This is a genomic window from Pseudomonas sp. zfem005 (assembly GCF_032621735.1).
Classification (GTDB): Bacteria; Pseudomonadota; Gammaproteobacteria; order Pseudomonadales; family Pseudomonadaceae; genus Metapseudomonas; species Metapseudomonas solani.
In genome coordinates this window covers 535,022-556,002 of sequence record NZ_JAVYJE010000004.1, presented here as the reverse complement: position 1 = coordinate 556,002, position 20,981 = coordinate 535,022, and the positions used below count along the sequence as shown (strand labels likewise).

The following is a 20,981-nucleotide window of genomic DNA, read 5'->3' as shown; positions in this document are numbered from 1 at the left end:
GGCGGGTTTTTTATTGCCTGCGAAAAAGTCAGCGCCCTTCCCTTCCTTCCACCGCCCTCTTCCTTCCGCCCAAAAAGAAGCCCGATGCGAGGGCATCGGGCTTCGTTGTGTTGGGCCTCGCTACGCTCGGCACCAACCTACCTGTGCGCATTGCCTCAGTGGGCGTTGGCCGCCGCACCGGGCTTGGCGCCGAAGGGTGGCTTGGCCAGCCAGATGAGCAGGATCAACCCCATGCAGACCCAGCCGATCATCGTGAAGTAGTCGATGGTCGACATCATGTACGCCTGCCCGGTGACGATGTGGTCCAGGGACGCTGCGTTCTGCTGGCTCATGCCGCCCATCTGCTCCAGGGCCTGGCGGGTGCCGGGCTCGTAGGCGCTGATGTGCTCGGTGAGGTAGGCGTGGTGCTGGTCGGCGCGGCGTATCCAGATCCAGGTGGTGAGCGAGGCCGCGAAGCTGCCGCCCAGGGTCCGCAGGAAGGTGGCCAGGCCGGAGCCGTCGGCGATTTCGTTCTGCGGCAGGTCCGAGAGCAGGATGCTGAGGATCGGCATGAAGAACAGCGCCACGCCGAAGCCCATGAACAGCTGCACCAGGGCAATGTGCAGGTAGTCCACCTCGGTGGTGAAGGAGGCCCGCATGAAGCAACTGGCGCCGATGGCGAAGAACGCCAGGCTGGCCAGTACGCGCAGGTCGAAATTCTGCGCGTAACGCCCCACGAAGGGCGACATGATCACCGGCAGCAGGCCGATGGGCGCCGCCGCCAGGCCGGCCCAGGTCGCGGTGTAGCCGAGCTGGGTCTGCAGCCACTGCGGCAACAGCAGGTTGATGCCGAAGAAGGCCGCGTAGCCGCCCACCAGCGCCACGGTGCCGGCGGTGAAGTTGCGGTGGCGGAACAGCCGCAGGTTGACGATGGGGTGGCGGTCGGTGAACTCCCAGATGATGAACACCGCCAGGGCGATGACCGCGATCACCGTGCCACCGATGATGAAGTTCGATTCGAACCAGTCCAGGTCGTTGCCCTTGTCGAGCACGATCTGCAATGCGCCGACGCCGATCACCAGGGTCGCCAGGCCCATCCAGTCCATGGGCTCGCGTTTGAGCGTCACCGGCCGCTTGCGCAGCTGCTGGTAGACCACGAAGGCGGCGAACAGGCCGATGGGCAGGTTGATGAAGAAGATCCACGGCCAGCTGAAATCGTCGGTGATCCAGCCACCGAGAATGGGCCCGGCAATGGGCGCCACCACCGTGACCATCGCCAGCAACGCCAGGGCCATGCCCCGCTTCGCCGGTGGGTAGATCGACAGCAGCAGGGTCTGGGTGATGGGGTACAGCGGCCCGGCGACGAAACCCTGGAGGGCGCGGAAACCCACCAGGCTGTTCATCGACTGGGCCACGCCGCAGAGGAAGGACGCCAGCATGAAGAGCAGCGTGGCGCCGATGAACAGGCGCACCTCGCCCACCCGCCGGCTCATCCAGCCGGTCAGCGGCAGGGCGATGGCGTTGCTCACCGCGAAGGAGGTGATCACCCAGGTGCCCTGCTCCGAACTCACTCCCAGGTTGCCGGCGATGGTCGGCAGGGCGACGTTGGCGATGGTGGTGTCGAGCACCTGCATGAAGGTCGCCAGCGACAGGCCGATGGTGGCCAGCACCAGGTTCGGCGGGGTGAAGCTGGCTGCTGCGTTCTCGCTCATGGTCGCCGTCTCAGCGCTGCGCGGTCTTGTGGGTGGCGTCCGGGCCGTTGGCGTGGATCAGCTGCTCGATCAACTGGTCGGCTTCCGCCAGCTGGCGCTGGTAGACGTCGGTGGCGAACAGCGGCTTCTTCGGTGCCTGCTGGGCCAGGGACGGGCCACTCTGGTCGTGCAGGTCGACCTTGACGCTCATCGACAGGCCGATGCGCAGCGGGTGCTCCTTGAGCTGCTCCGGGTTGATGCGGACGCGCACCGGCACGCGCTGGACGATCTTGATCCAGTTGCCGGTGGCGTTCTGCGCCGGCAGCAGGGAGAAGGCGCTGCCGGTACCGACGCCGAGGCTGTCCACGGTGCCGCTGTACTTCACGTCGCCGCCGTAGAGATCGGACTCGATCTCCACCGGCTGGCCGATGCGCATGTTCTTCAGCTGGGTTTCCTTGAAGTTGGCGTCGATCCACACCTGGTCCAGGGGGATGACCGCCATCAGCGCGGTGCCGGGCTGCACGCGCTGGCCCAGCTGCACGGTGCGCTTGGCGACATAACCGGTGACCGGTGCCACCAGGGTGGCGCGGGCGTCTTCCAGGTAGGCCTGGCGCAGGGTCGCGGCGGCAGCCTTCACATCCGGGTGGGAGGCGATCACGGTGTCGTCCACCAGGGCACGGCTGCTGTTGAGCTGCTGCTCGGCGCTGGTCAGGGAGCTTTGCGCGGAGTCCAGGGCGTCACGGGCGTGGGCCAGCTCCTCCTGGGAGATCGCACCATCCTTGGCCAGGTTGCGACGGCGGGCGAAGTCGGCACGGGCCTTCTCCAGGGCGACCTTCTTCGCCGCCACCTCGGCCTTGTAGCCGTCCACGCTGTTGTACAGGCCGCGCACCTGGCGCACGGTGCGCGCCAGGTTGGCTTCGGCCTGCTGCAGGCCGATCTCGGCATCGCTGGGGTCGAAGCGCACCAGCACCTGGCCTTCGTGCACCAGGTCGCCGTCATCGGCGCCGATGCTGGTCACGGTACCCACGGTCTGCGGGGTGATCTGCACCACGTTGCCGCCGATGTAGGCGTCGTCGGTGTGCTCGCTCCAGCGACCGAAGAGCTGCTCCCAGGCGAAGCTGAGGGCGGCGAGGATGAGGATCACGGCAAGCAGGATGAGCAGCATCCGCTTGCGCTTGGGGTTGCCTTGAACGGCGGTTTCCGAAGTCTGGGTGGTCATGGTCTGTGCCTCGTTCATTCAGTGGCGGCCGGGCGGGCGCCCTGGGCGAGCGGAGTCTGTTCGGGTTGGAAGCCACCGCCGAGGGCCTGCACCAGGCGCACGGAGGTGTCGATCTGCTGGACGTCCAGGCTGGCCAGCTGGCGTTCGGTGACCAGCAGTTGCTGCTCGACGCTGAGGGCGTCCAGGTAGTTGCCGATGCCTTCGCCGTAGCGACGCATGGCGAGGTCGTAGTTGGATTTGGCGATGTCACGGGCCTGGCGCTGCACCTCGATCTGCTGCGCCAGGGAGCGCAGCTGGCTGAGGTCGTCGCTGACCTCGCCGAGGGCGCCCACCAGGGTCTTGTTGTACTGGGCCACGGCCAGGTCGTAGTCGGCGTCCACGCCGGCCAGGTTGGCGCGCAGACGGCCGCCATCGAACACCGGCAGGGAGATGGCCGGCGCCACCTGGTAGAAGCGGCTGTCGCCCTGGAACAGGTCGCCGCTGCTGAGGGCGGCGAGGCCGACCATGGCACTGAGGTTGAGATTGGGATAGAAGCCGGTCTTGGCCGACTCGATGCCCTTGCTCGCCGCTTCGACGCGCCAGCGCGCGGCGATCACGTCCGGGCGGCGGCCGAGCAGTTCGGCCGGCAGGTTCGACGGCAGCGCCAGGGCGGTGGGCTGCAGCACTACGGGGCGCTGGATGCGCTGGCCACGGTCGGGGCCCTGCCCCAGCAACACGGCGAGGGTGATGCGATCGCTGTCGATCTGCTGCTCGGCGGCCAGCAGTTGCTGGCGCGCGGCGGCCTGCTGGGCCTCGCTCTGTTGCAGCTGCACCTTGCTGTCCAGGCCGGCGGCCAGGCGCTGCTTGCTGAGGCTGTAGAGGTGTTCGGAGCGCTTCAACTCTTCTTCCGCCAAGTCACGGGCGACGAAGGCATAGGCGAGCTGGCTGTAGGCGCGGGCGACACTGGCGGACAGGTTCAGGCGCGCGGCCTGCTGGTCCACCTCGGCGGCGCGGGCCTGGCCGAGCGCGGCTTCCCAGGCGGCACGCTTGCCGCCCCAGAGGTCGAGGTCGTAACTGAAACCGAGGGACAGGTACTTCACCGCGGCATAGCTGCCGCCGATGGGCGCGGGCACCACGCTCTCCGGCGCTCGGGCACCGGAATAGCTGGCGCTGGCATTGACGCTGGGCATGCGCGCGGCGTCCTGCGCCTGGGCTTCGGCCAGGGCCTTGCGGGTGCGGGCGCTGGCCACCTGCAGGTCCGGCGAGCCAGCCAGGGCTTCCTCCACCATGGCATCGAGCTGGGCATCGCCCAGTTGCTTCCACCAGTCCTGGCGCGGCCAGGCGGCGGCGCTGAGAGGCGTGCCAGCCAGGCTGCGTCCGGCCTCCAGGGAGGCGGCATCGAGAGTCCTGCCCTCGGGCTCCAGGCCGCTGGAGCTGGCGCAGGCGGCCAGGGCCAGGGCGGCACCGAGCACCAGGGCGCTACGCCCCAGGCGGGCCGTGCGGCTGTATTCATTCATGGTCGGTCGCTCCGAGCGGCGCGCACGGGTCGCGCCCTTGCAGGATCTTGCCCAGCAGCCCCACCAGGGTGCGGAGCTCGTCGCTGGTCAACGGGCTGGTGAGTTCGTTCATCGCGTCGGCGACGATCTCCGGCATCTGCCGGCTGATGCGCAGGCCGTCCTCGCTGAGGGCCAGGCGCACGCTGCGACGGTCCTCCGGGCAGGGCTTGCGCAGCAGCAGGCCCTTCTTTTCCAGGCGATCGAGCATGCGGGTCATGGAGCCGCTGTCCACCGAGAGCTCGCGGCACAGGTCGGCCGGAGTGTTGGCGCGGTCCATGTAGATGAACATCAGCACCTTGAACTGCGCGGACGTGATGTCCAGGGGCGCCAGGTAGCGATCGAGCAGGCGGTCCTTGAGCATGGCGGAGCGCCCGATGTACTGGCCGACGGAGCCGGTGAAGGGGTAGTCGGCGGGGCTGTAGTGCTTCATTGGCTAATATCTGCCTAGGCAGTAACTGACTGGGCAATCATACGAGCGACGAAACATTTGGCAAGGTATTCACTGTTGCATTAAATCGACAATCCGTTCCGCGAAAGGGGGATTGATCGGCGCAAAGGCAGTCGCCACGGGCTGCCGTGACGTGCAGAGAGAAGGTACGGAGAGGGGAAGCGGCCGACCGGCGGTCAGCGTTCGAGGAAGGCGGCGACCTTGGCCGCGTCGAAAGGCCAGTCCAGTTCGGCACCGGTGTCGCAGCGACGCAACACGGGAATGCGCAGGGCGTAGTCGTCCATCCATTCCTCGCGGTCGGCGATGTCCATCAGTTCGACCATCAGGCCATGCTCGACGAAGGGCATCAGCACGCCCTCCGCCACTTCACAGAGATGGCAACCCAGGGTGCCGAACAGGCTGCATTCGGGGAGCATCGCCACGCGCCTCGCCAATCAGGAAAGGCGCGGATTCTAGCACGCCTCAGGCCTTGGCCGAGTCGTCCTTGGCGGTGGCCGGCAGCAGGTTCTGCAGCCCTTCCAGCAGCTTGCTGTTGAACGCCTGGGCCTTGTCCAACTGGTTGTCGCTGAGGCGGTCGTTGAGCGAGAAGCCGCCGTTGAGCAGGTCCTGCAACGTGCCTTTCGGGTCGTCGGAGAGCTTGGCGGCGTTCTTCAGCGCTTCCAGCATGCCCTTCGCGTAGTCCTGCAGCGAGGTGTTCACCGCGCTGGCCGGTTGGCCGCCTTCCTGGGCGACGGAGCCGTAGGTGCTGGTGGCCTTGACCCTGGTCTGGGTGAGATTGAGCGACATGGAAGCCAGCTGATCGCCGTTCATGTTCAGGGCCAGCGCGCGGTCGAAGGCACCGTTGAGGTCACCGGAGTAGAACTTGCTGGAGACATCCTGCACCTGGTCGAGCAGGTCGCTGAGCGCGGCCCTCTCCTCGTCGTTGAGGTCGCCATCCACCTGCACCTTCCAGCCGCCGATCTGCATGCTGCCGGACTCGGAACGGGTGCCCGAGGTGCTCTTGCCGTCCTTGTCGGCGCTCGTCGAAGAGGTCTTCGACCAGTCGGCCGAGGCCTGGGCGATGGAGATCTTCACCTTGTCGCCTTCCTTGGTGGTCACCTCCATGTCGAAGGTCGAGGAACGCGCGGAGAAGCTCTGGGTGGAGCTGCTGACACTGGTGCTGCCGGAAGTACCGGTGCTCGGCGTGTTGCCATCCAGGCCCAGGGAGCTGGCCAGGTTGTTCAAGCCATCCTGAATCTTGCCGAAGGTGTCTTCGATGTCACTGGCGATCTTGCCGCCGAGCACACCCAGGCCCTGGAGGATCTTCTTCGCCTCGGCGAAGCCCTTCTCCACGCCTTCGCGGGCCTGGTCGAGCATCTTCTGCAGCTTCTCGGTGTCGGCACCATTGGCCGCTTCGGCCTTGATGCGCCCGCCGACGAAGTCGAGGATGCGCCCGGCCACCTTGTCGGGCGTGTAGTCATCCTGGGTCTTGCCGGCCAGGCTGCCGGGCTCGATGCCCAGGCGCTGGGCAACACGGTTGGCCAACACGTTCTGCGCATTGGTGGCGTTACGGGTCGCGCTGTCAATCTTGTTCAGATAACTCGGGCGCGTGGTTGCGGAAGCCAGGGAATCGAGGGTCTTCATAGTGGCGGTCCCGGAGAATCGGATGTACACCGATTTGACGGCAGCCCCGGGAAAACCTTGAGAACGAATCCGTTCGCAGCCGATGGACGGCAGTGACCGATATTGACGTCAGACGTTCGTCGCGTCCGACGTGGCGACACCCGCCGCGCCCAACAGCACCGCTGCGGCGTCCTTGGCTTCCCGCGCCTGCTCGGCCGGCCCCTGCACATGGGCCATGGTGATCGCCCCTTCCATCAGGTACTGCAACTGCCGCGCCAGGCGCTCGGGTTCGGCGACCCCCAGGCGTTCGAGGGCGGTGCGGAAATGCAGCTGGGCGTTGGCCTTGTGGAGGGCGGCGACGCGGTGGATCGGGTGCTCGCGGTCATGGAACTCGGCGGCAGCGTTGACGAAGGCGCAACCGAAGAACTCCTTGCCATGCAGCAACTGGTGCAGGCCATCGAAGACGGCAAGGATCGCCGCCTTCGGCGCCAGGTTCTCCAGCGCCCAGGCCATCATCTGGCGGCTGGGCTCCAGGCGCTGGCGCAATGCCGCCTCGATCAGCTCGTCCTTGGACTTGAAGTGCTTGTACAGCGTCATCTTCGCCACGCCGGACTCGGCGAGGATGCGGTCGATGCCGGTGGCGTGGAAACCATCGCGGTAGAACAGCGCGATGGCGGTGTCGATCAACTGATCGCGTTTGCTCGAAGCCATGTGGAACCTCCTGACCGGCGCATTATGCGCATCCGCCCGCACCGGCTCAAACCCGCACCACCGCTGCCTTCTGGCAACGGGGTGGAGTTGGCGCTTGAAATATACAGACCTGTCTGTCTAATATCCAGCCGCACAACGACCACAGGGATCACCACCATGCAGCTCCACGACTTCCCCCTCTCCGGCAACTGCTACAAGGTGCGCCTATTCCTCGGCCTGATCGGCCAGCGCGCCGAGCTCATCACGGTCAACCTGGCCACCGGCGAACAGAAGCAACCGGCATTCCTTGCTATCAACCCACGGGGTCAGGTTCCGCTGCTGGTGGACCAAGGCAACGGCCTGGCCGACTCCCAGGCCATCCTCGTCTACCTGGCACGCCATTATGCGCCGCAATGGCTGCCCGACGATGCCCTGCAGCAGGGCCGCATCGCCAGCTGGCTGAGCTACGCCGCCAACGAGTTGCACCACGGCCCGGCCGCCGCGCGGGTGATGAAACTGTTCGGCCGGCCCGGCGACCTCGAAGCCACCCAGGCCAAGGCGCGCCAGGTGCTGGCGATGGTGGAGCTGCAACTGGGCCGGCACGCCTGGCTGGCCGAAGGCGAGGCGCCCAGCGTCGCCGATGTCGCCAACTACCCCTATCTGGCGATGGCCGAGGAAGGCGGACTCGACCTCACCCCCTACCCGCACATCCGCCAATGGTGCGATCGCATCCGCGCCCTGCCCGGCTATGTCGAGCTGCCGCACCTCTGAACCTCTCCGCCATCGCAAGGAAGCCGTACATGCGCCTGCTCCCCCCCCTCCTCGCCAGCCTGCTGCTGATCGCCAGCCCCTTCGCCAGCGCCCAGGGCCTGCGCTTCGCCCTGGTGAAAACCTCCCACGCCGAAACCCTCGACGCCTTCACCATGGAGGGCGGCCAGTGGACGCAGACCGTCGCGGTCAACCACGTCGCCGTGCTCATCCAGCACCACGCCGCGACCCTGCTGCTGGATACCGGGCTCGGCCGCCAGGTGGACGCCCAGTTCCAGGGCGACATGCCCTGGTGGGACAAACCGCTGTTCAAGTACGAAACCGTCACCCCCGCACGGGACCAACTGGACCGTGACGGCATCCGCGTCGACCGCATCCTCCTCACCCACGCCCACTGGGACCACGCCTCGGGCCTGGCCGACTTCCCCGAGGTGCCGGTCTGGGCGCCCTGGGCGGAAATCGAGTTCAGCCACATCGCCACGCCGCCGGCGGTGCTGCCCAGCCAGTTCGCCCACAAGGTCCTCTGGCAGCCCTTCGAGTTCCTGCCCGAGCCCTACATGGGCTTCGACCAGAGCCTCGACCTGTTCGGCGACGGCAGCCTGGTGCTGGTACCGCTCACCGGGCACACACCAGGCTCGGTGGGCCTGTTCCTCACCCTCGACGACGGCCGGCGCTTCTTCTTCACCGGCGATACCAGCTGGCGCCTGGAAGGCTTCACCGGGCCCCACGAGAAGTTCTGGGTCAGCCGGCGGATGGTGGACAACGACCGCGACGGCACCCGTGCCCAGCTGCAACGGGTGCACGACCTGCTGCTGGCCCAACCGAACCTCACCGTGGTGCCGGCCCACGACGCCGCCGTGCAGGACCGCCTCGGCTACTACCCGCAGTGGGTGCAGTGAGGCCGACCAATGTCTAAATGACGATTCTGTTACCAGATGCTTAATTCCACTCGTTGCAACGGGGCGGCCCAACCGCCCCGAAACCCCAACGAGGAGACAATAACAATGAGCAAGACCTCGCTCGCGCACGCCATTGCCCTGGCAGCGCTCAGCACCGGCCTCACCCTGCCCGGCCTCGCCCAGGCCGAATTCCTGAAAGACAGCAAGGCCAGCGTCGAGCTGCGCAACTTCTACTTCAACCGTGACTTCCGCCAGGACGGCGCCGCCCAATCCAAGGCCGAGGAGTGGGCCCAGGGCTTCCTGCTGCGCTACGAATCCGGCTTCACCGAAGGCACCATCGGCGTTGGCGTCGACGCCATCGGCGCGCTGGGCATCAAGCTCGACTCCAGCCCCGACCGCACCGGCACCGGCCTGCTCAAGCGCGACCGCGAAGCGCCCAACCGCGCCCAGGACGAATACGGCGAAGTGGGCCTGACCGCCAAGTTGCGCGCCTCCAAGAGCGTGCTCAAGGTCGGCACCCTGCTGCCCAAGCTGCCCACCGTGCAGTACAACGACTCGCGCCTGCTGCCGCAGACCTTCCAGGGCGGCCACATCAACTCGATGGAAATCGACGGCCTGACCCTCGATGCCGGCCAGCTCAAGCAGGTCAACCAGCGCGACTCCTCGGACTACGAGGACATGACCATCACCAACAGCCGCGTCGCCTCCACCGGTGCCGGCGGTGCCCGTGGCATCACCTTCCGCGGCGGCCAGACCAGCGACGAATTCAACTTCGCCGGCGCCACCTACAAGTGGAACGACAGCCTCTCCACCGGCTACAACTACGGCAACCTGGACGAGTTCTACAAACAGCACATCTTCACCGTGCTGCACACCCTGCCGCTGGGTGACAAGCAATCGCTGAAGAGCGACATCCGCTACGCCCGCTCCACCGACGAAGGCAACAGCAACGTCGACAACAAGGCCTTCGGCGCCATGTTCACCTATGCCCTGGGCGGCCACGCCTTCGGCCTCGGCTACCAGAGCATGAGTGGCGACACCGGCTACGCCTACATCAACGGCACCGACCCTTACCTGGTCAACTACGTGCAGATCGGCGACTTCGCCGCCAAGGACGAAAAATCCTGGCAGGCGCGCTACGACTACAACTTCGCCTCCATCGGCATCCCCGGCCTGACCTTCATGACCCGCTACCTGTCCGGCGACAACGTCGACCTGGGCGCCGGTCGCCCCGAAGGCAAGGAATGGGAACGCAACACCGACATCGCCTACGTCTTCCAGGACGGCCCGCTGAAGAACCTTGGCGTGAAATGGCGCAACGCGACGGTGCGCTCCACCAACTTCGGCAGCGACATCGACGAGAACCGCCTGATCGTCAGCTACGTGGTACCGCTCTGGTAGTCGCCACCGCGCAACGAGAAAGCCCGCCAATCGGCGGGCTTCTTCATTTAATGGGAGTGTGCCGGGCTTGGCCCGATCAATCCTGGCTGGTGGCGCCGATCTTGTGGATCGACAGGTCCGCGCCGTAGTACTCCTGCTCCTGGGACAGGCGGATGCCGAGGGTCTTCTTCAGCAGGCCGTAGACCAGGAAGCCACCCACCAGCGCCACCAGCACGCCGAGGCCGGTGCCGATCAACTGGCTCACCAGGCTGACGCCGCCCAGGCCGCCGAGGGCCTCCTGGCCGAAGATGCCGCAGGCGATACCGCCCCAGACGCCACACAAGCCGTGCAGCGGCCACACGCCCAGCACGTCGTCCACTTTCCACTTCACCTGGGTTGCGGTGAAGGCCCAGACGAACAGGCCGCCCGCGATGGCGCCAGTCACCAGCGCACCCACTGGGTGCATCAGGTCGGAGCCAGCGCAGATCGCCACCAGCCCGGCCAGCGGGCCGTTGTGCAGGAAGCCCGGGTCGTTGCGGCCCACCAGCAGCGCGGCAACCGTGCCGCCGACCATCGCCATCAGCGAGTTGACCGCCACCAGGCCGCTGACGCCTTGCAGGGTCTGCGCACTCATCACGTTGAAGCCGAACCAGCCGACGATGAGGATCCACGAGCCGAGCGCCAGGAAGGGGATGTTCGACGGGGCGAAGGCCACCAGGCGGCCGTCGCGGTAGCGGCCGTCACGGCGCCCCAGCAAGACCACCGCGCCAAAGGCCAGCCAGCCGCCCACGGCGTGCACCACCACCGAGCCGGCGAAGTCATGGAAGCTGGCACCGAAGCTCGCCTTCAGCCAGTCCTGCAGGCCGAAGTTGCCGTTCCAGATCAGCCCCTCGAAGAAGGGATAGACGAAGGCCACGATCAGCGCGGTGGCGCACAGCTGCGGGCCGAACTTGGCGCGCTCGGCGATGCCGCCGGAAATGATCGCCGGGATGGCGGCGGCGAAGGTCAGCAGGAAGAAGAACTTCACCAGCGCGTAGCCATGGTCGGCCGCCAGCTCGCCGGCCGGCTGCAGGAAGGTCACGCCGTAGGCCACCCAGTAGCCGATGAAGAAATAGGCCAGGGTAGAGATGGCGAAGTCCGAAAGGATCTTCGACAGCGCATTGACCTGGTTCTTCTGGCGCACGGTGCCCACTTCGAGGAAGGCGAAGCCGGCATGCATGGCGAGCACCATCACGGCGCCCATCAGGATGAACAGGGTGTTGGAGCCGTGGATCAGGGTTTGCACGGCACTGTTGAGGTTTTCCATTGGCAGGAAGGCTCCGGCAGGGAAAAAGCACCAATACGGGTCAAATCGCGCCGGACGCGCACCACCCTGAAGCCACCACGCCCCCGAACGGGTCGGAGCGGGTGGCCAAAACGGGGCGAAGCGATGCAGACGGCAGTTTGAATTTTCAGGCTTTCTCTTTGTTTTTCATGTGCTTGCCAGCATTCGACAGCCCTGTCGAAGCCTTTGGGAATGCCCGATAACGGAGCACTCCGGCGCGCTGGCGCACCAGGGCGCTGCAAGCGCCATACCAGCGCCCGTGGGCAAATATCGGCGGAACCTAACCCAAGCGCGGCGACTCACAACAACCAAGCCCTCCAAGGAGATTCACGCCATGCCCCGCAAGACCGCTAGCCGCGCTCAGGACGACCTGCTGACCGAATTCCAGGCCCTCGTCGGCGACACCGAGAAACTGCTGCAACACACCGCCAGCCTGGCCGGCGACCAGGCAGAGGAACTGCGCCTGCAGATCCACGAATCCCTCAAGCGTGCCCGCGAAACCCTGCAACTGACCGAAGAGAAGATCGTCGACAAGGGCAAGGCCGCCGTCGCCGCCACCGAGGACTACGTGCAGGAACACCCCTGGCAGACCATCGGCCTGTCCGCCGGCATCGGCTTCCTCCTCGGTCTGCTCGCGTCGCGCCGCTGACCATGGAGCCGGGAATGGAATCCGGCCCGCAGAGCGCGGGCCAAGGCCCCTCCCCGCGGCGCCTCGGCGCCGCCTTCCTCGGCCTGTTGCACAGCCACGTCGAGCTGTTCGGCATCGAGCTGCAGGAGCAGAAGGCCAACACCCTGCGCCTGCTGCTGTTCGCCGGCCTGTCGCTGATCTTCGCCCTGCTCCTGCTGGTGGCACTATCCGCGTTGCTGCTGGTGCTGTTCTGGGACACTGCACGGATCGAAACCATCAGCGGCCTGTGCCTCTTCTACTTCCTGCTCACCGGCTACTGCGCCTGGCGCCTGAAACAGGCCGTGGACGATGAGTCCTCCCCCTTCTCCGCCACGCTCGAAGAGCTGGCCCAGGACCGCGAGCGCCTGATGCCATGAGCCTGCCCGAAACGCACCGCACCACCTCCCGCCGCGAACTGCGCAAGGCGCTGGTGCGCCTGCGCCTGGAGATGCACCGCCAGGAGATCCGCCACGAGACTTTGGTCCTTACCCAGCCCCTGCGCCGCGCCAAGGGCATCGCCAACAGTTGGCAGCAGCAACTGGGCGGCATGCCCCATGCTCCACTTTGGGGCATTGCCGGGGTCGCCGCCCTGGGCTTCTTCGCCGCCCGTAGTGGCAATCTGACTCGACTGATCCGCCTGGGCAGCAGCCTGATGCCCTTGCTGGGCGCCGCCTTGCGCCGCCCCTCCGCGAAGCCGCCATCCCCTCCAAAGGTCTGATCGTCGGACAAGCTGGCCACATTCTTGCTATGCAAGGGAGCCGGTAGAGACCGGTTCCCTTCGCGTCGTTTCGACGAGCGCGTGCATTTCGGGCCAGCCCTAAGGAGTCACCGTGATAGAGGGGCAACCGCTTGCCTGCTTCCAGCCGTTCATCGACACCGCGACAGGACGCATCGCCGGGGTCGAAGCCCTGGGGCGCCTACGCCAGGATGATGGCCGGCTGCTCTCGGTCGGCCCGCTGTTCGCCGATTCCAAGGTGCCGCCTGCAGCCCTGCGCCGCCTCGACCGGGAAATCCGCGAGGACGCCCTCAAGCGCCTGCACGAGGCACCGGCGGACTGGTTCCTCAGTATCAATATCTCGCCCCGCTGGATCAGCCGCCTGCGCCCGGGCCAGGCCCTGCCCAGCCTCAAGCAACTGGAGCGCAACGGCGTGGCGCCCGAGCGCATCGTCTTCGAGATCACCGAACTGGGCGGCGCCAGCCAGCGCCTGCCGGACGTGGTCGCCCGCTACCGCCAGGCCGGCGCACGCATCGCCATCGACGACTTCGGTGCCGGCTACTCCCAGCTCGACCGGGTGCTGGCCCTGCAACCGGACATCCTCAAGCTCGACATGCAGCTGTTCCAGGCCGCGGCCCGGGGCGGCCCCAGCGGCGAGGTGGTCAAGGCCCTGGCGCAGATGGCCGAGAAGACCGGCTGCTGGATCATCGCCGAGGGCGTGGAAACCGAGGCCGAGCTGGACTTCGCCCTGGAGTGCGGCGCCCGCTACGTGCAGGGCTACCTGTTCGCCAAGCCGGAGCTGGAATTCTTCGCCGCCGACGCCTTCGTCGAACGCTTCGCCCAGCTGCGCGACCAGTACGTGCAGCGCAAGCTGGCCGAACGCGCACGGCTGATGACCATGCGCCAGCAACTGACCCAGCTGATGAACCAGCTGCGCAGCTGGGCCGAAGGCCACGCACGGCTCGAGGCCCTGCCCTCCCCCGAGCTTTACCCCTGGCTGCTGCGCATCTACCAATGCGACCGCAATGGCACCCAGCTCACCCCGAACCTGGAATGGCACGGCCAGCAATGGCGTGAAGACGCCCGCTACCAGGGCCACAACTGGTCCTGGCGGCCGTACTTCTATCACCTGCTCGCCGAGGGCTGGGAAGAACGCCGGCTAACCCTCTCCAGCACCTACCGCGATGCCACCACCAACCAGTACTGCCTGACCGCCGGCCAGTTCATCGACAACGGCGACCGCCTGCTGCTGGTGGACATCGACGCTGCCGGGCTCTGACGGACGGCGCCTGCGGGAACTCGCGCATTCGCCCTTGGTCCCCTTGCGGTGCCCCGCGTTAATCCGGAAGCTAGCCCCCTTCAGCCACTGAAGGCGAGGACTGGCGTTGGACTGGCAGACACTGCTCACCCGTGAACGGCTCGGCAAACCGGTGCACAGCACCGAGGAACTGGGCCGCAGTTCGTTTCACAAGGACCATGACCGCATCATCTTTTCCGGCGCATTCCGCCGCCTGGGGCGCAAGACCCAGGTCCACCCGGTCTCCAGCAACGACCACATCCACACCCGCCTGACCCATTCCCTGGAGGTCGGCTGCGTCGGTCGCTCCCTGGGCATGCGCGTGGGTGAAGTGCTGCGTGACGAGATGCCGGATTGGTGCGACCCGGCCGACCTCGGCGTGATCGTGCAGTCGGCCTGCCTGGCCCACGACATCGGCAACCCGCCGTTCGGCCATTCCGGCGAGGACGCCATCCGCCACTGGTTCCAGCAGGCCTGCGCACGCGGCTGGCTGGACGCCATGAGCGACACCCAGCGCGCCGACTTCCTCAGCTTCGAGGGCAACGCCCAGGGCTTCCGTGTGCTCACCCAGCTGGAATACCACCAGTTCGATGGCGGTACGCGGCTGACCTACGCCACCCTCGGCACCTACCTCAAGTACCCCTGGACGGCCCGCCACGCCGAAGCCCTTGGCTACAAGAAACACAAGTTCGGCTGCTACCAGAGCGAGCTGCCGCTGCTGGAGCAGATCGCCCACAAGCTCGGTCTGCCGCAACTGGAGGAGCAGCGCTGGGCGCGCCATCCGCTGGTGTACCTGATGGAGGCGGCCGACGACATCTGCTACGCCTTGATCGACCTGGAAGACGGCCTCGAAATGGAGCTGCTCGACTACGAGGAGGTGGAGGCCGTGCTGCTCGGCCTGGTGGGCGACGACCTGCCGGAAACCTACCGCCAGCTGGGCCCGCGTGATTCGCGGCGGCGCAAGCTGGCGATCCTCCGCGGCAAGGCCATCGAACACCTGACCAATGCCGCCGCCCATGCCTTCGTCGACCAGCAGGGCGCGTTGCTCAGCGGCACCCTGCAGGGCGACCTGGTGGAGCACATGCACGGCCCGGCCAAACACTGCGTGCTGCGCGCCAAGGCCATCGCCCGCGAGCGCATCTTCCAGGACAAGCGCAAGACGCTCCATGAAATTGGCGCCTACACCACCCTGGAGATCCTGCTCAACGCGTTCTGCGGTGCGGCGCTGGAGCAGCATGGCGGGCGCACGCCCTCGTTCAAGAACCGGCGCATCCTCGACCTGCTCGGCAACAACGCCCCGGACCCGAGCTGGCCGCTGTACCGCTCATTCCTGCGGGTGATCGATTTCATCGCCGGGATGACCGACAGCTACGCCACGGAAATGGCCCGCGAAATGACCGGGCGCTCCAGTCCCGTCTAGGGTTACAAGGCCACCCGTGGGAGGTGGCCGCAGCAAGGAGTCACGACAGATGCGCAAGGCGCTCAGACAAAGCCTGCACTGGCACACCGGCCCTCCCGCCTGGGGCCCGGCCGCCATCGCGGGCCTGGGGTGCGGCCTGCCGCTGATGCTCGGTCTGTTCACCGCCCACACCGGCTTTCTCTGGGCCGCAACCGGCGCCTTCCAGGCCGCCCTGGCCAACCCCATGCACCGTTTCGGCATGCTGCGCATGCTGCTGCTCACCTTGCTCGGCGCCCTCAGCGCAGGCGTCGGCTTCTGGGCCGCCAGCCACCCGTTGCTCAGCCTCGCCAGCTTCGCCCTCTGGGGTTTCCTCCTGGCGCTGCTGCAACGCTACGGCACCGAGCTGGGCAAGCTGGGCGTGGGCCTGGCGGTGTGCCTCTGCCTCGGCCAGGGCCAGGCCGGCAGCGGTAGCCTCAACAACGGCCTGGCGGTAGGCGCGCTGTTCGCCATCGGCGGCCTCTGGGTGATGCTGCTGGCGTTCTTCCTGCGCGGCATGCACGGCCTGCGTCTGTGGCCCCTGCTGCCGCGCATGCTCGGTTTCATCCGCGTGCTGCGCCGCCATGCCGCTCGCCTGCCGAGGCGGCTCTGGTGGATCCACGCCCTGGCCTGCACCCTGGCCATCGCCCTCGCCGGCCTCGCCGCCAACCTCACCGGCATGCCGCGCGGCTACTGGTTGACGTTGACGGTGGTCACCACCCTGCAGATGGAACTCGACAGCAGCCTGGTGCGCGGTATCCAGCGCGGCCTCGGCACCCTCATCGGCGCGCTGCTGCTGATTCTCTTCGGCCACTGGCTGCAGAGCCCGACGCTGCTGGTGGCCTGCATGCTGCCGCTGATCGTGCTCAGCCGCGCCTTCATCGCCCAGCACTACGGCCTGTTCGTGGTGCAGACCACCGTCTGCTTCGTACTGCTTTCCGAAAGCCTCGCCCGTGACTGGCACCTGCCCGAGGTGCGCCTCTACAACAGCTTGCTGGGCTGCGCCCTGGCGCTGCTCATGGCCTACGCGGCCCACCGGGCACGCCTGCGCTGGGGCGAGCGCAAGGTCGCAGAGCCGACTCCCTCCGACACCGATCACCACGCGCCGCAGCCCACTGTGGAATAGGCCCGACGGCTGCATCGGGAAAAAGCCAGCGTGAGCACCGGAAGCGGGCACTGGCAGGAAGGGGCAGGAGAAGGGACAGGAAAGGAAGGATCGATGGCAGCGCACCGCTGCGGATGCGCTGCCATCGAGCGACTCACACCAAGTCGTTGCGGTTGGCGAACTCCACCAGTTCGATCAGCGAGCGTGCGTTGAGCTTGAGCAGCAACCGCGACTTGTAGGTGCTCACCGTCTTGTTGCTGATGAACATCTCGTCGGCGATCTGCTTGTTGGTCAATCCATTGGCCAGGTACTTCATCACCACCAGCTCGCGGTCCGAGAGGCGCTCGATCAGTTCGGTGTCACTGGGCACCCCGACCTGGCGCTTGCCACTGCGGATCACCTCGCTGGGGAAGTAGCTGTAGCCCGACAGCACGGCACGCACCGAGGCGGTCAGCTCGCCCAGGTCCCCGCCCTTGCAGACGAAGCCCGCAGCCCCGGTCTGCATGCAACGGGATGCGTAATGGCTGGGGTTCTGCCCGGTCAGCACCAGCACCCGCAAGGGCAGGTCGAGGGAGCTGATGCGGGCGATCACATCGAGCCCGCCGAGCTTGGGAATGCCGATGTCGAGAATCACCAGATCGGGGAGGTGCTCACGGGACAGGGCTATGGCATCGACGCCGTTGTCGGTCTCGCCGATCACCTGGTAGCCCTCACGTGTCAGCAGCAAGCGAACGGCCAGGCGAATGACGGGATGGTCATCCACGATCAGGACCTTGCCCGGGGACTCGGCACCCGTGCGAAGGAATGAGTCCATGTCTACGAGTTTGCTCACCTTTGCGTCTCCATCAGCGGCGATACGAAGCTGCCAAGATAGAGGCGCCATCAAGCCTGTCGAGCACCCTCGGGGGCACTGCTGAAGCTTCAGGACAAGACTTTCAACATCTTGCGACTGCGCCTACACCATCCTCACGAAAGCGGTACGGAACTCGCCTGAAAAGTACCGGGTAGCGTGCATCGCAGCCTGCCGTCGGCCCCCTCTTCGGAGCGTTCACACAGCGCCCGACGCCCGCCGTGGGATCAAGGCGATCGCCCGCCCCACTTCAGCCCCCATCCGGCAGAGCTGGCCAAGGTGTCGTTATTTCTGGCACCGGGCACGCATCCGCACAGGGGCTCATCTATGCTCCATCCGGGTCTTCTCCAGGACAGGGATTCAAGGAGTTCGGGCAATGCCGTACAAGCCGGTCGAACGTCGTTTTCCTCTGCACGTGCATATCAGCCTGCTGTTCACGCTCCTGCTGCTGCTGACCGGCGTCGTGCTCGGCGTCTTCAATTACCGGCAGACGAGCCAGATCATCCTGTCCAGCAGCGACACGCTGTTCGAACGCATCAGCCAGGACGTGGCGATTGACCTGGAGCACACCTACCAGCCCATCTACCACCTGCTCAATCTGCTCACCCTCGACCCCGGCACCCAGCTCGACGACGGCTACCACCGCCAGGAAAAACTCCTGCGCAGCTTCGCCCAGGCGCTGCGCGACAACCCCAAGCTCGCCTCCCTCTACCTGGGCTTCGACGACGGCGACTTCTTCATGGTCCGGCCGCTGCGCACTCCCGAGCTCAAGCAGCGCTTCGATGCCCCGACGGGTGCCGCCTACCAGGTCTGGAGCATCGAGCGCGACAACCTCGCCCGCGCCCGCTCCGAGTCGCTGTATTTCGATGAAGAACTCAAGCTGATCAGCCGGCGCCAGGAACTCAACGAGCGCTACGACCCGCGCAACCGCCCCTGGTATTCACGCGCCCTGGAACAGGGCCGGCACATCACCACCCAGCCCTACGTGTTCTTCTCCACCGGCGCGGTGGGCACCACCCTGGCCCTGCCGGCCGGCAGCGACGCGGTGATCGCCGCCGACCTGACCCTGAACGATCTTTCCGCCACCCTTGCGCAGCACCGGGTCACCCCCTCCACCCAGGTGCTGCTGTTCGCGCCGGATGGCAGCGCCGTGGCCTATCCGGACAGTTCCCGGCTCATCGTGCGGGTCGACGACAAGCCCCAACTGGCCCGCGCACGTGACCTCGACCCGGCCATCGCCGCGCTGCTCGACCTCGGCCTCTCCGGTGACCAGCGCTCGACCTTGGAACTGGCCAAGCGGCGCTGGGTGGTGTCGCAGAACCATCTGCAATCCGGGGGGCCGGACGGGCTTTACCTGGCCCTGCTGGCCCCCGAGGACGAACTGCTGGCGGACGCCTACCGCATCCGCTGGCAAGGTGCCGTGCTCACCCTGTGCATCCTGCTGTTGTGCATCCCCCTCGGCTGGCTGCTGTCGCGGGTCCTGGTCAAGCCGCTGAAGGCCCTGGTGGCCGAAGCCGAGGCGATCCGCAGCTTCAATTTCGAAGCGCCGGCCATGGGCCGCTCGCCGGTGCTGGAAGTGGACCAGTTGGCCGTGGCCATGGCGCGGATGAAAGACACCCTGGCCAGCTTCCTGGAGATCACCGCCAGCCTCTCCGCCGAGAACCGCTTCGACGCCCTGCTGCGCCGCGTGCTGGAAGAAACGGTGACCATCAGCGAAGCCTCGGGCGGCTTCATCTACCTGCTGGATACCACCAGCGGACGCCTCGAGCCCAACGGCCTGTTCCTCGGCAAGAAAGGCGAGCACGACCTCGAAAGCCACGACCTGCGCAGCCATGCCCTCAACGACGACGACCTGCCCGACTGGCTGCGCCTGCCGGCCAGCGGCGGGCCGAGCCAGTTGCGCACCTTCGGCTACGACCAGGCCGACGGCTTCCGCCAGGTGCTGCAAAGCCTGGAAAGCCCGCGCGTGCACCTAGTCAGCACCGGCCTGCACAACCGCCAGGGCGACACGGTCGGGGTGCTGGTGCTGCTGCACCGCGACACCGGCGACGGCACTGAACTGGCCATGCTCAAGCCCGAGCGCATCGCCTTCGTCGAAGCGATTTCCGGCGTCGCCGCGCTGTGCATCGAAAGCCAGCGCCTGCTGGAGAAGCAAAAACAACTGCTCGACGCCTTCATCCAGCTCATCGCTGGCGCCATCGACGCCAAGAGCCCCTACACCGGCGGCCACTGCCAGCGCGTACCGGAAATCACCCTGGCCCTGGCCCGCGCCGCTGCCGCCAGCGACGAGCCGCCGTTCCATACCTACAACCCCAGCGACGAAGACTGGGAAGCCCTGCACATCGCCGCCTGGCTGCACGATTGCGGCAAGGTCACCACCCCCGAATACGTGGTGGACAAGGCCACCAAGCTGGAAACCCTCTACGACCGTATCCACGAAGTGCGCATGCGCTTCGAGGTACTCAAGCGCGATGCCTGGGTCCGCTACTGGCAAGCCGTCGCCCAGGGCGCCGACGAACCCGGGCAGGCACAGCTGCGCGACGAGCTGCTGGCCGCCCTGGACGAGGAGTTCGCCTTCATCGCCCGCAGCAACCTGGGCGGCGAGTTCATGGCCGAGGAAGACCAGCAGCGCCTGCAGCGCATCGCCTCGCGCACCTGGAGCCGTACCCTGGACGACCGCCTCGGCGTGTCCTGGGAGGAGGCACAACGCATGGCCCGCACCCCGCCCCGCCCGCTACCGGCAGAAGAGCCGCTGCTGGCCGACCGCCCCGAGCACCTGCTGGAGCGCCCGGAAGGCGAGCGCATGACGGCCGACAACCCCTGGGGCTTCAAGCTCGAGGTGCCGACCCACAAGTTCAACCGTGGCGAGCTGCACAACCTCTCCATCGCTCGCGGCACGCTGACGGCGGAGGAGCGCTACATCATCAACCACCACATCGTGCAGACCATCCTCATGCTCGATCGCCTGCCCTTCCCGCCACACCTCAGGGGCGTGGCCGAGATCGCCGGCGGCCATCACGAGAAGATGGACGGCAGCGGCTACCCGAAACGCCTGAGTCGCGAGCAGATGAGCCTGCCGGCGAGGATGATGGCCATCGCCGATATCTTCGAGGCGCTGACGGCCGTGGATCGCCCCTACAAGAAGGGCAAGACGCTGTCCGAGGCGCTGGGGATCATGGTCGGCATGTGCAAGGGCGCGCACATCGACCCGGAGCTGTTCGGCCTGTTCATCCGCTCCGGCGTGTACCGCGACTACGCCGAGCGCTTCCTGCGGCCGGAGCAGATCGATTCGGTGGACGAAGGATCGATCCTCGAGCGGGCGGGCCTGGCTGGGTAACCCGCGGTATCTCGCATCGGCGGGAGACAAATCGCAGGCA

19 protein-coding genes are annotated in these 20,981 nt (G+C 66.7%); 10 read left to right on the top strand and 9 right to left on the bottom strand.

Going from position 1 to position 20,981, the window contains the following annotated elements:
• Positions 1 to 155: 155 nt before the first annotated feature.
• The 7 genes from RTW82_RS31825 to RTW82_RS31795 all read right to left on the bottom strand — a co-directional run bounded on the left by RTW82_RS31825 (position 156) and on the right by RTW82_RS31795 (position 7,185).
• Positions 156 to 1,691 (bottom strand): DHA2 family efflux MFS transporter permease subunit, encoded by a 1,536-nt coding sequence (locus tag RTW82_RS31825; RefSeq protein WP_021219561.1) that lies wholly within the window; start codon positions 1,689 to 1,691, stop codon positions 156 to 158.
• A gap of 10 nt (positions 1,692 to 1,701) precedes the next feature.
• Positions 1,702 to 2,889 (bottom strand): efflux RND transporter periplasmic adaptor subunit, encoded by a 1,188-nt coding sequence (locus tag RTW82_RS31820; protein WP_021219562.1) that lies wholly within the window; start codon positions 2,887 to 2,889, stop codon positions 1,702 to 1,704.
• A gap of 14 nt (positions 2,890 to 2,903) precedes the next feature.
• Entirely contained in the window at positions 2,904 to 4,385 is a 1,482-nt protein-coding gene (locus RTW82_RS31815) for an efflux transporter outer membrane subunit (RefSeq protein ID WP_316925206.1), read from the bottom strand.
• Entirely contained in the window at positions 4,378 to 4,854 is a 477-nt protein-coding gene (locus RTW82_RS31810) for a MarR family winged helix-turn-helix transcriptional regulator (RefSeq protein WP_316925205.1), read from the bottom strand. The genes RTW82_RS31815 and RTW82_RS31810 overlap by 8 nt, the downstream gene beginning before the upstream one ends.
• Before the next feature lie 194 nt (positions 4,855 to 5,048).
• Entirely contained in the window at positions 5,049 to 5,288 is a 240-nt protein-coding gene (locus RTW82_RS31805; protein ID WP_021219565.1) for a glutaredoxin family protein, read from the bottom strand.
• Positions 5,289 to 5,334: 46 nt separating this feature from the next.
• Entirely contained in the window at positions 5,335 to 6,495 is a 1,161-nt protein-coding gene (locus RTW82_RS31800; protein WP_316925204.1) for a DUF5610 domain-containing protein, read from the bottom strand.
• A gap of 108 nt (positions 6,496 to 6,603) precedes the next feature.
• On the bottom strand, positions 6,604 to 7,185 hold the full coding sequence (locus RTW82_RS31795) for a TetR/AcrR family transcriptional regulator (protein WP_316925203.1): 582 nt from the start codon (positions 7,183 to 7,185) through the stop codon (positions 6,604 to 6,606).
• Between the two features lie 156 nt (positions 7,186 to 7,341).
• Here RTW82_RS31795 and RTW82_RS31790 point away from each other — a divergent pair, with 156 nt between their 5' ends.
• From RTW82_RS31790 to RTW82_RS31780, 3 genes are all read left to right on the top strand, one after another.
• Positions 7,342 to 7,935 (top strand): glutathione S-transferase family protein, encoded by a 594-nt coding sequence (locus RTW82_RS31790; RefSeq protein WP_316925202.1) that lies wholly within the window; start codon positions 7,342 to 7,344, stop codon positions 7,933 to 7,935.
• A 29-nt stretch (positions 7,936 to 7,964) separates the two neighbouring features.
• Positions 7,965 to 8,831 carry an MBL fold metallo-hydrolase gene (locus tag RTW82_RS31785; RefSeq protein ID WP_316925201.1) on the top strand — a complete coding sequence of 289 codons (867 nt, stop codon included), beginning with the start codon at positions 7,965 to 7,967 and terminating at the stop codon, positions 8,829 to 8,831.
• A 105-nt stretch (positions 8,832 to 8,936) separates the two neighbouring features.
• Positions 8,937 to 10,232, top strand: a complete 1,296-nt coding sequence (locus tag RTW82_RS31780; protein ID WP_184489208.1) for an OprD family porin — start codon at positions 8,937 to 8,939, stop codon at positions 10,230 to 10,232.
• Positions 10,233 to 10,308: 76 nt separating this feature from the next.
• Here RTW82_RS31780 and RTW82_RS31775 read toward each other — a convergent pair whose 3' ends face one another.
• Entirely contained in the window at positions 10,309 to 11,517 is a 1,209-nt protein-coding gene (locus tag RTW82_RS31775; protein WP_316925200.1) for an ammonium transporter, read from the bottom strand.
• Positions 11,518 to 11,869: 352 nt separating this feature from the next.
• Between RTW82_RS31775 and RTW82_RS31770 the strand changes: the two genes are divergently transcribed.
• From RTW82_RS31770 to RTW82_RS31745, 6 genes are all read left to right on the top strand, one after another.
• The gene (locus tag RTW82_RS31770) at positions 11,870 to 12,184 is read left to right on the top strand and encodes a YqjD family protein (RefSeq protein WP_316925199.1); all 315 of its coding nucleotides are present in this window, start codon (positions 11,870 to 11,872) and stop codon (positions 12,182 to 12,184) included.
• Positions 12,185 to 12,186: 2 nt separating this feature from the next.
• On the top strand, positions 12,187 to 12,579 hold the full coding sequence (locus tag RTW82_RS31765) for a phage holin family protein (protein ID WP_410478791.1): 393 nt from the start codon (positions 12,187 to 12,189) through the stop codon (positions 12,577 to 12,579).
• On the top strand, positions 12,576 to 12,920 hold the full coding sequence (locus RTW82_RS31760) for a hypothetical protein (protein ID WP_043243884.1): 345 nt from the start codon (positions 12,576 to 12,578) through the stop codon (positions 12,918 to 12,920). Before RTW82_RS31765 ends, RTW82_RS31760 begins: the two co-directional genes overlap by 4 nt.
• Before the next feature lie 112 nt (positions 12,921 to 13,032).
• Positions 13,033 to 14,196: an EAL domain-containing protein gene (locus tag RTW82_RS31755; RefSeq protein WP_316925197.1), complete on the top strand. Its 1,164-nt coding sequence runs from the start codon at positions 13,033 to 13,035 to the stop codon at positions 14,194 to 14,196.
• 106 nt (positions 14,197 to 14,302) lie between these two features.
• Positions 14,303 to 15,634 carry a deoxyguanosinetriphosphate triphosphohydrolase gene (locus RTW82_RS31750; protein WP_271660478.1) on the top strand — a complete coding sequence of 444 codons (1,332 nt, stop codon included), beginning with the start codon at positions 14,303 to 14,305 and terminating at the stop codon, positions 15,632 to 15,634.
• 49 nt (positions 15,635 to 15,683) lie between these two features.
• A complete protein-coding gene (locus tag RTW82_RS31745; protein WP_316925196.1) occupies positions 15,684 to 16,775 on the top strand; it encodes an FUSC family protein in 1,092 nt (363 codons plus the stop codon).
• A 133-nt stretch (positions 16,776 to 16,908) separates the two neighbouring features.
• Here RTW82_RS31745 and RTW82_RS31740 read toward each other — a convergent pair whose 3' ends face one another.
• Complete coding sequence (locus tag RTW82_RS31740) at positions 16,909 to 17,568, bottom strand: response regulator transcription factor (RefSeq protein ID WP_316925245.1); 660 nt, start codon at positions 17,566 to 17,568, stop codon at positions 16,909 to 16,911.
• Positions 17,569 to 17,980: 412 nt separating this feature from the next.
• Here RTW82_RS31740 and RTW82_RS31735 point away from each other — a divergent pair, with 412 nt between their 5' ends.
• Entirely contained in the window at positions 17,981 to 20,941 is a 2,961-nt protein-coding gene (locus RTW82_RS31735; protein ID WP_316925195.1) for an HD domain-containing phosphohydrolase, read from the top strand.
• Positions 20,942 to 20,981 lie beyond the last annotated feature (40 nt).

Bases quoted from the DNA above. Each gene is read 5' to 3' on its own strand.
- RTW82_RS31805 (WP_021219565.1), bottom strand. From the start codon at position 5,288: ATGCTCCCCGAATGCAGCCTGTTCGGCACCCTGGGTTGCCATCTCTGT.
- RTW82_RS31795 (WP_316925203.1), bottom strand. From the start codon at position 7,185: ATGGCTTCGAGCAAACGCGATCAGTTGATCGACACCGCCATCGCGCTG.
- RTW82_RS31810 (WP_316925205.1), bottom strand. From the start codon at position 4,854: ATGAAGCACTACAGCCCCGCCGACTACCCCTTCACCGGCTCCGTCGGC.
- RTW82_RS31820 (WP_021219562.1), bottom strand. From the start codon at position 2,889: ATGACCACCCAGACTTCGGAAACCGCCGTTCAAGGCAACCCCAAGCGC.
- RTW82_RS31790 (WP_316925202.1), top strand. From the start codon at position 7,342: ATGCAGCTCCACGACTTCCCCCTCTCCGGCAACTGCTACAAGGTGCGC.
- RTW82_RS31785 (WP_316925201.1), top strand. From the start codon at position 7,965: ATGCGCCTGCTCCCCCCCCTCCTCGCCAGCCTGCTGCTGATCGCCAGC.
- RTW82_RS31765 (WP_410478791.1), top strand. From the start codon at position 12,187: ATGGAGCCGGGAATGGAATCCGGCCCGCAGAGCGCGGGCCAAGGCCCC.
- RTW82_RS31815 (WP_316925206.1), bottom strand. From the start codon at position 4,385: ATGAATGAATACAGCCGCACGGCCCGCCTGGGGCGTAGCGCCCTGGTG.
- RTW82_RS31760 (WP_043243884.1), top strand. From the start codon at position 12,576: ATGAGCCTGCCCGAAACGCACCGCACCACCTCCCGCCGCGAACTGCGC.
- RTW82_RS31800 (WP_316925204.1), bottom strand. From the start codon at position 6,495: ATGAAGACCCTCGATTCCCTGGCTTCCGCAACCACGCGCCCGAGTTAT.
- RTW82_RS31770 (WP_316925199.1), top strand. From the start codon at position 11,870: ATGCCCCGCAAGACCGCTAGCCGCGCTCAGGACGACCTGCTGACCGAA.
- RTW82_RS31775 (WP_316925200.1), bottom strand. From the start codon at position 11,517: ATGGAAAACCTCAACAGTGCCGTGCAAACCCTGATCCACGGCTCCAAC.
- RTW82_RS31740 (WP_316925245.1), bottom strand. From the start codon at position 17,568: ATGGACTCATTCCTTCGCACGGGTGCCGAGTCCCCGGGCAAGGTCCTG.
- RTW82_RS31745 (WP_316925196.1), top strand. From the start codon at position 15,684: ATGCGCAAGGCGCTCAGACAAAGCCTGCACTGGCACACCGGCCCTCCC.
- RTW82_RS31780 (WP_184489208.1), top strand. From the start codon at position 8,937: ATGAGCAAGACCTCGCTCGCGCACGCCATTGCCCTGGCAGCGCTCAGC.
- RTW82_RS31825 (WP_021219561.1), bottom strand. From the start codon at position 1,691: ATGAGCGAGAACGCAGCAGCCAGCTTCACCCCGCCGAACCTGGTGCTG.
- RTW82_RS31735 (WP_316925195.1), top strand. From the start codon at position 17,981: ATGCCGTACAAGCCGGTCGAACGTCGTTTTCCTCTGCACGTGCATATC.